Annotated in this window: 2 protein-coding genes; both read left to right on the forward strand. The window is 56.2% G+C overall.

Annotated elements, in window-relative coordinates:
- Positions 1–484: hypothetical protein (locus ACZ4VL_RS40885; RefSeq protein WP_468211150.1), on the forward strand; the 484-nt coding region annotated here is incomplete at its 5' end.
- A gap of 270 nt (positions 485–754) precedes the next feature.
- Positions 755–877, forward strand: a complete 123-nt coding sequence (locus ACZ4VL_RS40890) for a hypothetical protein (RefSeq protein ID WP_255313069.1) — start codon at positions 755–757, stop codon at positions 875–877.
- Positions 878–1077: the final 200 nt, after the last annotated feature.

Below are 1077 nucleotides of genomic sequence, written 5' to 3' on the forward strand. Positions count from 1 at the left end.
CGATAAACGGCGAGCCAAGCTGGCCGGAGAGCGTCCAAACGACCACCAACCGCAGAAGAAAGCAGCCTTCGACCAGTCGCTGGCGAAGGACCAGGCCGATATCCAGGAGAAGCAACAAGCCGTGTTGGACTGGGCCAAGCAAGCCAAGCCCGACGAGATCACCGACGCGCGTGAGCGGTTGCACGCACAGGTGCAGCAGCGCGCTGAAGACGCGCCCAAAGACAAGCACGCCCAAGTGGTGTTCAGCACCGTGGACGAATGGCGACAGAAGCGCCAGCAGAAGGACGGAGGGCAATCCTTGGGGGAAAACATCCCCATGCTGACTGCGGCCCAGCGGCAGCAAACCATGGGGCCTGGTAAGTTGGGCTACGCGCACTACGCCGCCAGCGCGAAGAAGGAAGCGGACTTCATGAAGCGCTATGAGGCGGGCTTCGACTGGGACAAGCACGAGGCCCAAGTCCAGAAGAACATCTACCGTCAATGACGGTCCATTCCCCGTGTCGCATCCAGGGCCCTTCGGGGCCCTTTTTGTTGGGCACGTTCCCTTGTTTGTGAGTGGATCGATCTACCCATAAAAGCAAACGGAAAAAGCGGCTCAAAGCAAGAAGCGGGGTGGGGGTTGATCATCTGGGGAAGAGAGAAAAAAAGGTTTGACTAAACATCAAAAGTGTCGATCAATCGAGATTTTTAGGGTTGCCAGTTTTATGGGATGTGGTTGACTGTAATCAGTCAAACACAACCGGGGGAGGCCCTTATGTATATTTTTGCCGATGCTTACGAGTTCGCCGTGGACAACGTGGGGAACCTGCTGATCACCTTGCTTTCGTTTTCGGTGGTGAGCTACGTGGCCGCCAACGTGGCAGGGTTGCTGGCTTGATGGCCTGGTTGAGGGGGGATTTGGAGCAGATGGATCTGCACACCGTTTCGCTTTTCCTACAAACCGGGGTTTTGGTTGGCGCGGCTTTCATCCTCAAGATCGCTTGCTGATTGCCAAAACCGAAAAAGACGGTATGCAAAGGGGATGGAACCCCAACACGACAATCCAGCAGGCAACCCAGGTGGGGGCGATTTCTTGAA

The sequence above is a fragment of the Streptomyces sp. NPDC029014 genome, from assembly GCF_055564695.1.